This window comes from Rhodobium orientis (genome assembly GCF_003258835.1).
Lineage (GTDB): Bacteria > Pseudomonadota > Alphaproteobacteria > Rhizobiales > Rhodobiaceae > Rhodobium > Rhodobium orientis.
The window spans coordinates 1-8,018 of sequence record NZ_NPEV01000094.1 but is presented as its reverse complement, the minus strand read 5'-3'; the positions used below and the strand labels follow the sequence as shown (position 1 = coordinate 8,018).

8 protein-coding genes are annotated in these 8,018 nt (G+C 59.9%); 4 read left to right on the top strand and 4 right to left on the bottom strand.

Features of this window, described 5'->3' with window-relative positions; translation table 11 throughout:
- The coding region (locus CH339_RS23225; RefSeq protein WP_210207394.1) for a hypothetical protein at positions 1–369 on the top strand (369 nt) is incomplete at its 5' end.
- A gap of 698 nt (positions 370–1,067) precedes the next feature.
- Here the strand turns inward: CH339_RS23225 and CH339_RS23220 are convergent.
- From CH339_RS23220 to CH339_RS23205, 4 genes are all read right to left on the bottom strand, one after another.
- Positions 1,068–1,400: a hypothetical protein gene (locus tag CH339_RS23220; protein ID WP_111436795.1), complete on the bottom strand. Its 333-nt coding sequence runs from the start codon at positions 1,398–1,400 to the stop codon at positions 1,068–1,070.
- 5 nt (positions 1,401–1,405) lie between these two features.
- On the bottom strand, positions 1,406–2,260 hold the full coding sequence (locus CH339_RS23215; RefSeq protein ID WP_111436794.1) for a phage integrase N-terminal domain-containing protein: 855 nt from the start codon (positions 2,258–2,260) through the stop codon (positions 1,406–1,408).
- Positions 2,261–2,934: 674 nt separating this feature from the next.
- Positions 2,935–3,210, bottom strand: coding sequence for a hypothetical protein (locus tag CH339_RS23210; protein ID WP_111436793.1), 276 nt, complete (start codon positions 3,208–3,210; stop codon positions 2,935–2,937).
- 151 nt (positions 3,211–3,361) lie between these two features.
- Positions 3,362–4,450, bottom strand: coding sequence for a mitochondrial fission ELM1 family protein (locus tag CH339_RS23205; RefSeq protein WP_111436792.1), 1,089 nt, complete (start codon positions 4,448–4,450; stop codon positions 3,362–3,364).
- Between the two features lie 270 nt (positions 4,451–4,720).
- On the opposite strand from CH339_RS23205, the gene CH339_RS23200 reads away from it, so the two are divergent.
- The 3 genes from CH339_RS23200 to CH339_RS24480 all read left to right on the top strand — a co-directional run bounded on the left by CH339_RS23200 (position 4,721) and on the right by CH339_RS24480 (position 7,921).
- Complete coding sequence (locus tag CH339_RS23200) at positions 4,721–5,305, top strand: tyrosine-type recombinase/integrase (protein WP_111436797.1); 585 nt, start codon at positions 4,721–4,723, stop codon at positions 5,303–5,305.
- Positions 5,306–5,414: 109 nt separating this feature from the next.
- Positions 5,415–6,566 (top strand): Fic family protein, encoded by a 1,152-nt coding sequence (locus tag CH339_RS23195; protein WP_111436791.1) that lies wholly within the window; start codon positions 5,415–5,417, stop codon positions 6,564–6,566.
- A complete protein-coding gene (locus tag CH339_RS24480; protein ID WP_146610286.1) occupies positions 6,563–7,921 on the top strand; it encodes an NACHT domain-containing protein in 1,359 nt (452 codons plus the stop codon). Before CH339_RS23195 ends, CH339_RS24480 begins: the two co-directional genes overlap by 4 nt.
- Positions 7,922–8,018: the final 97 nt, after the last annotated feature.

The following is an 8,018-nucleotide window of genomic DNA, read 5'->3' as shown; positions in this document are numbered from 1 at the left end:
GTGAAGTCGACGAGCTGGTACCTCGTCGCGCCGCCCGGGCCTGTGATAGGAGAACCCAAGATGGGTAATCTTCGACCCAAACCCCGGTCGTACCGGAAATGGCGCCGCTACCTTTACTTCCGTGTAAAGATGAGACGCTTCTCCGATACGGCGAGAGAGGTTTTTCTGACGCCTGCCACGCGGCTCACGTCGGTCGCCCTCTCCCTTAAGTACCTGATCGGCGATAGTATTGGCCTCGTCGATCTCACGTTCGGTGTTGCCGGTCCCGCTAGCGGATTCGAATTCCTGCTCACCGTTGCCAGTGTGACCCACGTGGCAAGATGGCTCAAAAAGGAAATTGATGAACTGCTGCGGGGCGGAAAAGACTGAGGTTTTCGCTAGCGTCGCCTGCAGTTGCGGTGCCGAATTAGCACAGACCCTCCGGCCCGAAAAAGCCGACGAAACGGTTAGCGAGATGGCCCCGGTCGGGCCGCGACCTCGGTTGCGGCCCGTACTCAGGAATTTGATCCTATCACGAATGGAGCGTCGGGAGCAACCGAAACGGCACGGCGCCTCTGTCGCGGCGCACCCAATTTCAGCAAAGGTTCCATTGCGGATGACCCGCACGGAACGATGCTCCGTGTTCAAAGTCATTCTGTCACAGCCTGCTCCGAAGGCCATTTCCGGTGTCTTCCACCGCTGACGAATGCTCGTCAGGCCCCCCGCCCTCAGCGACCGTTTACCACTGCCGCCCCAAACATAAAGCACATTTAGCGCCAATCCAGGCGAGGTTGTCAACAAAGCTGCTGAATGCCGGCCTCTTGTCACCCCCGTTCGACTTAGGGCAACTAGTGCCTTTCCGTGGTTTGTCCAACTCATTCCGCCAATGCCGCCACAACCAATCGAATCAAGGGTGTTTCCGGCTACGAAATAGTCCCACACTCGCAATATAATACAAGATTGTGGCAATTTAAGAATCACTCCATAAATTGGGTTTTGCAGCCATTGCAACAAATGAATCTGTATATTTTTCCAACAAATCAATTTGTCTCTTGAGCTCTTTTCACAGTTTTTCCACCGGTGCCCGATCAGCACAGGTCGGCATTATTCCAACCGATGAGCAACTCCCGAAACTGCAAAAATCGTCCCGTCTCGCGCTTGCCGTCCTTTTCGCGGTGGGCGGCGTCTTCCCATGCGACCGTGAAGCCGCGGTGTTGTAGTTGGGCTACCAGATTGCGGGCCGCGATGGTCTCGGCCAGGCTGACAGGCACCTCCTGAAAAATCCGCACTTCGTTCCGGCCGATGGCAGCGGCCTGTTTGATCCGGAGCATAACTTTCGCCGGGTCGAACAGACTGCGGGCATAGGCTTCCCGCCCTTCCTGGGTGAGCAGGCCTGCCTGGTAGGCATCGATCATCTCCATGGCCGTTATCCCAGATAGGTCGCTGTGATGCTGACGCGCCCATGGCCCAGTTCCGCGGCTACAATCAGCCGCGCCTGGCGGTCGAGCCGCCTTTCAACGGACGTCATATTTTTCGGGAGCGGGCCGCCCTGCTTGGGGCAGGCCCAGCCGGTCAGTTCGGCATAGCGGGTTTGGGCGTAGGCATGGCGCAGGCCGTGGACATTGGATAGTCCGGCTTTGAGGGCTTGGTACTCGAATGCCTTGCGGTGCCGGATGTAGCTGCGGTCAGTCGGGATCAGGGAATTCTGGCCGACGAGCGTTTGCGCTTTGGCCAGTAGCGCGCGCTGGTGCGCGGTTCGGATCGGAATATCGCGCGGACGTCCGCCTTTGGTCCACGAGCCTTGCAAGCGCAGCACCTGGCCGTGGTCGGCGTCGTGCGGGCGGATTTTAAGAGCCTCTTCGAGGCGCAAGCCGAACGCCGACATCAGTTCCAGCGCCGTTTGCATGTGGGGATCGGCGAGCCGGGTATCGTCGGCCAACTGCCAGGCGCGGTTCGTCGCCGCCGCGCCGCGCGGATCAATGCCGAGGGCGGCATTGGCGCGCGGCACCACGGAGGCCTTGTTGACCTTCTCCGCCCACCAGCGCACCCAGCCGAGCCGGTTCTTGAGCGTGGCGGGGTTCAGGTCACGACTTTGCCAGTCGGCGACCAGCGCGGTGACGTGTTTGGGCTTGAGGGACTCGGCGCGAGGAAGCTTGTAGCCGAGGCGGTGGAGATCGGTAGCCAGGGCCTTCAGGCCCCGCAAGCGGTTGGCCTGGGTCGCCCGGGAGCCGTCGCGGTTGTGGCGGCACAACCGGGTCAGGGCCAGGGCGAGGTCGTTCACGGGATCGGTCTTTCGTTGTGGTTAGTGTTGGTGGCCGCCGGCTGGCCTTGGCACAGGACGGCCCGCGCGGTGGCGCGGTAAAGGCCGGATACGTGGATGTGGTCTCCTTCGTGTTTGGTGCCGTTTAGGCACAAAAAAAGAGCCGCATGGGCTCACTCGGTATCGTGCCGGGATCGGCAGCAGGCGTTGGGGCCGTAGGTCATACGCACTGCATGGGGCTGCGTCAGGTGCAGCCAGGCAAACGGGCTGGCATGGCGATGTCTCCTTTCGTGGTGAAATGGTCAGCAGATGAAACGCCGGGCGAACTCCCAGACTGGCAAAATACTACCCCAAATTGCGGAAAAATGCAAGTAAAAGTTGTATTCTACGTATGTGGCGTACGGCTGGCACGCACGGGGCATATGCCGAAATGTAAGCTAAATGCTTGGGGAGCTTGGGGTTGGCGCCGCTGTCACTACCGAAAGTTTTTTCGGGTAGTGACAGCGGCGCGGCCGCTGCCTGGCCCGCCGGCACGTCGAGTCCCGTTGGGCCATCGGGGACGCTTTAGGCCGCTCCCCTACCCTCGGCCATCCGCACGTTGTGCGGACGGGGACGTTGGCCACTCCCCGGCCCCACGACAACGGAGCAGCGCTCCGTCACAACGCAGGCGTTGCGGAAGCACCGCCGGAGCGGCGCTAGTAGGCGGACGACTGGAAGCGCTGCAGTTCGTCGGGCGGTGTAACCCGTTCCCGCGCTTCGGTACTCGGCGGCAGCAATGCCGCCACGGCATCGATGACGTCGATCCCGGCCCCGCTCTCCCAATAGAGCGGGGTGCGTACACCGCACGCCTTCTGCAACACGACCAGTTGTTGACGGCACGCACTCAGCGCCTTGATCAACGGCTCGTAGTCGAAATTGTGCTGGGCCGGCTTTTTGAGGTAGTCGATGTAGCCGCCGCGCGGTGGGGTCATGGCCGTCTCCCTGCCTGTCCATGTTCCTGATATGTTCTACATCAAGAATGGAACATCGCCAAGCGCGCTGCAGTTGCCCCGCCCTCACCCGAGCAATGATCGGGCCATCCATGGTGCGGAATACGTCGTCGTGGGGGCCGGTGGCGCTCGCTCATGCCACAGCCCCGGCCGCGCGTGCCCGCAGCTGCTTCGCGACATGGGCGGCAACGCGGGCGGTTTCATCGAGCGGCGTGAGATTGGGCGGCGGCGCCGGGTCGTTATCCACCAGGAACGAGGTCCGCCCGAGCAAGCGCAGCGTTTCCTGAAACCGTACGTGGACGCCGAACCGTTCGGGCTTGTTGGCCTCGTACCGGCCCCACACGTAGACCGGCTTATCGGTGGCGCACGCTTCCGAGGTCATCGTCAGCGAGTCCGCCGTCACCACAATGGCATCGGCTGTTGCCAGAAACGCGACGAGCGGATTGCCGCTGAGGTTGAGAACGTCGTACGGCAACCTGATCCCATCGTGGACGTCGGCTGCGCCGTCGTACCAATGGGTCTGCATCCCGACGAGTTCGAGGTTGTTCAGGATCGCTTCGTGCCGGGCCTCGCCGGTCCGGCGGGAGGTCGACACCATCAGCGAATAGTGCCGGAGCGAAGCGAACCCGATCAGATTGTGGGAAAAAGCCTGCACCTGACGCGGCCGGAACCTGAACCCGCCCGCACTCCCGCCTACCAGCACCGCCAGCCGCGGTTTTGGCAGTTGGTCCAGCACCGGCGCCCAGGCCGCACGCTCCTGCGCCAGCAGTTCCGGGGTGATGTTATTCGGCACACCGAAGATCGGCAGCACCTTGCCGCTGGCGCACCCCGCATGATCCTCAATCATATGGAGCGGGGTCACGACCACATCGAACGCGTCCGCCGGGACGTGGGTCTTGGCCAGATGCACTGCCACGGTGGCCGGGCTGGCCTGTTTGATCAGGCGGGTTGCGAACGCGGCGTCCGACCCGGAACTGAACACGATATCCGGATACGGCGGCGGCGGAACCCGGCAGCCGATGCCGGGAAACATCCGCCGCACCAGCTTCGGCGGGTGCGGCAACTGCAGCGGGATCAGTTCGACGTCGGTCAGGTTGAGGGCGTTGGCAATGCCCCGGCATTGTTTGACGTCGCCGACCGCGCCGTTGTCGATAATCCAGGCGGAAAGGTTACTGAAGTCATGCCGAGGCTCTATCCTCGGTAAAGTCTCCGCAATGTTCATTGCAAACCCTGAGAACGACGTATGGGTTCTGCAACAGAATTATCAATTCGGTTGCAGGGCGGGATTCGGGCCTTTGCATCAACAGGATGCGCGGCTTCACAATAGTCCGTAGCGTATTTGATGGCGTTTTACAAGCGGGAATTTGTAGTTTTTCCAAGTACATAACACTATTGATAATTTCGTTGCGCCCGCCCCCTGCCCGGGGCCGCGACGCGACAAGTTTATTGAATTGAAGATGCCGCCCCGCTGATGCCGACGACCAGTTCCGAAATGCGTATCTACGCCGCCACGGGGGAGCGGCTGTACATCAATGCCGATGAGCGGGCTCGCTTCCTTGCAGTGGCGGATGCCGCAGGCGGTCCGGTCCAGACCCTGTGCCTGACCCTCGCCTATACCGGCTGTCGCCTGTCCGAAGCGTTGGCGCTTACGCCAGCCGCGATTCAGCTCGGGCCAGGTGTCATTGCCATCCGTTGTCTGAAAAAGCGGGACAAGGTCGTTATCCGGGAAGTGCCGGTGCCGCCGGTCCTGTTGGCGCTACTGGATCGCGTGCATGGGGTCCATCACGCCCAGCGGGCGGGGCCGATTGCGGCGACTGCGCCGCTGTGGCCATATCACCGAGCGACCGCGTGGCGGATCGTAAAGACGGTGATGGAACGGGCGGCCATCAGCGGCCCCCAGGCGACCGCCAAAGGGCTGCGCCACGGGTTCGGCGTCCATGCCATTCGCTACGGCGTCCAGCTCAACATGCTGCAGAAATGGATGGGTCACGCGTCCATGAGCACGACCGCCATCTATGCCAACGCCACCGGACACGAAGAACGTTTGATTGCCGAGCGGATGTGGCAGGAACGATAATCGGCGGTTTGATGCCGAAAATGAGGACAAATAGGAAACAAATCACTTCTTAAGAAAAGGATATAGTGCTAATCTTTACTTACGTGAATCGTAATTAAAGGTTGGGCATGTGAACGAGCGGATCGGCAAATGGGTGGAAACGGCAACGGGCGGCGAGGTTGTCAGGGCCTATGTGCCCAATCCCCTGCCCCCGACGCCGCCCGTTGACCTGGCTGCCTTCGCTGGCCAGATCGAACAGGCCAACCTCGCCCTCGGCCGTCTCGACGGGGTCACGTCCATTTTGCCGTCCCCCGCGCTGTTCATCTTCATGTATGTGCGCAAAGAGGCGCTGCTGTCATCGCAAATCGAAGGCACTCAATCTTCGCTGTCCGACCTGCTCCTGTTCGAAGCGGATGAAATTCCGCTGGTGCCGCTGGACGACGTCCAGGAGGTCTCGAACTATATCGCGGCGATGGAATACGGTTTGCGGCGCATGCGCGACGGGTTTCCCTTGTCGTTGCGCCTCATTCGGGAAATCCACGGGGTCCTCCTTAAAAAGGGGCGCGGCGCATCGGCCCAGCCGGGTGAGTTTCGCCGGTCACAGAACTGGATCGGGGGTGCCCGCCCGTCGCGTGCGACGTTCGTACCGCCACCGCCGGACCAGTTGCTTGAGTGCCTGAGCAAGTTCGAGCTGTTTCTCCATGACGAGCAGAACCTGCCGACCATTGTGAAGGCCGCTTACGCCCACGTGCAGTTCGAGACCATCCACCCCTTCCTCGACGGCAACGGTCGTCTCGGGCGGCTGCTGATCACGTTCCTGCTGTGCACCGAAGGCGTGCTCAGAGAACCGACGCTCTATCTCAGCCTTTATTTCAAAACGCACCGGCAGCACTACTACGATCTCCTACAACGGGTTCGCACCCATGGCGAATGGGAACAGTGGCTGGCATTTTTCCTGGACGGTGTGGCGGAAGTCGCGAACCAGGCCGTGCAGACGGCCCACCGAATCCTGGAGCTGTTCGAGGCCGACGCTGCGAAGATTCAATCGCTGGGCCGCGCCGCCAGTTCGGCAGCCGTCGTTCACCAGTACCTTCAGAAGCATGCCCTCACGACGTCCGGCAAGGCATCGGGTGAACTCGCCCTCAGCGAGCCCACCGTCAACTCCGCGCTGAAGCACCTGCAAAAGCTCGGGATCGTCCAGGAGATCACCGGCAAACAGCGTCGGCGCGTCTATGCCTACGACGCGTACCTTGCCATTCTCAGGGAGGGAACGGAGCGGTGACCAACGACAAGTGCACCCACTATGTTGATCTTGCCCGTAATTTTCGACCAATCGAGGAAGATGCCAGCGAGTACCGTAGTACTCGTGAGCTACGGCACATGCTTGGCACATCAACTGAGTCCGATTGGGAAACAGTTCTGAAGGCACGTCGGGCAGTCGTTCTTGCTGAAGCAGGCAATGGCAAGACGGAAGAATTTAAGGAACAAGCCCGTCGCATAGCAAGTGCAGGGGATTTCGCCTGCTTCGTTCCAGTAGAAGATTTGGATGATAGAAGCCTTGAGGATGCCCTCGACCCAGATGATGCGGATCGTTTTAGTTCTTGGCGTGAAAACAATGGGCACGGACACTTCTTCGTTGACTCTGTCGACGAAGCCAGGCTCACCAATAAAAGCCTGCCGCGCTGCGTCAGAAGCCTGCAGAAGGCCATTCACGGGCACGCGGAGCGAGCGACCATTGTCATTAGTTGCCGCTGGAGCGATTGGGACCCGAACCATGACATTCGCCTTCTCAACGACAAGCTTTCTCTAGTAACTCACCCACCAGCGGAGCCAGAAAAAGGGGAAGCCGCACTTATCGCGTTAGTGCAGAGAGATCAAAACGGCGGTCGTGTGGAAGATGACGACATCGATGATACCGCTACCACAAAAACAAAAGCTAGCGGATTTAGCATATATGTCCTTGAAAGCTTAGATGATCAACAGCGCAACAAATTCATTGAAGCCCATGGCATTGAAAATGCGGCTAACTTTCGGCAAGAACTTATAAAAAACGGCCTTCTTCCTCTCGCTGATCGACCTAAAGATTTATTGGATTTCATCGGATACTGGCAGAATCACGAACAACGGCTTGGCAGTCGCACGGACATGCTTAGCTACGTGATTGACAAACGCCTGACCGAGGGAAACAAGAACCGTCGAGAAGACAGCACGCTTGCGATTGCGGAGCTTCGGCTGGGTGCGGCGCGTATCGCTGCGGCCATGGTTCTCGGAAAAACGCTCCACATAGCTGTCGATCAGCCCGCCCAAAGAAACGACGAACAATGGTTGGACCCCATTGCCCTATTGCCCGAGCGCAGTGAAGCCGAGATCAGCAGCCTTTTGCGCAAAGGTGTTTTTGCTCCTGCCAGTCTGGGCCGTGCGAAATTCCATCATCGCGAAACGATGGAGTACCTCGCCGCCGTCTGGTTTAAGCACCTTCTTGATCAGGGCTGCCCTTATAGCACTGTGCGAGATCAACTCATTGCTGTGCAAGTTCAGATATTCGCTGATGGGATTGCGGAAAGGAGCGACCCATGCGCGACAACAGCTATGACCGGACGATTGAACGGAACTATGTTCAGAAGTGGCGTTTCCTGATCAGGGAATATGAGGAGGTCAAGGCCGGCCGGTCGTCGGCCTTTGCCACGGTCGGGGCCTTTTACCGCCACCACGGCACCTGCTCGCAGACCTTCCG

Excerpts from the sequence above, each read along its gene's own strand:
- CH339_RS23220 (WP_111436795.1), bottom strand. The coding sequence starts at position 1,400 with ATGGAGATGATCGATGCCTACCAGGCAGGCCTGCTCACCCAGGAAGGG.
- CH339_RS23210 (WP_111436793.1), bottom strand. The coding sequence starts at position 3,210 with ATGACCCCACCGCGCGGCGGCTACATCGACTACCTCAAAAAGCCGGCC.
- CH339_RS23205 (WP_111436792.1), bottom strand. The coding sequence starts at position 4,450 with ATGAACATTGCGGAGACTTTACCGAGGATAGAGCCTCGGCATGACTTC.
- CH339_RS23200 (WP_111436797.1), top strand. The coding sequence starts at position 4,721 with ATGCGTATCTACGCCGCCACGGGGGAGCGGCTGTACATCAATGCCGAT.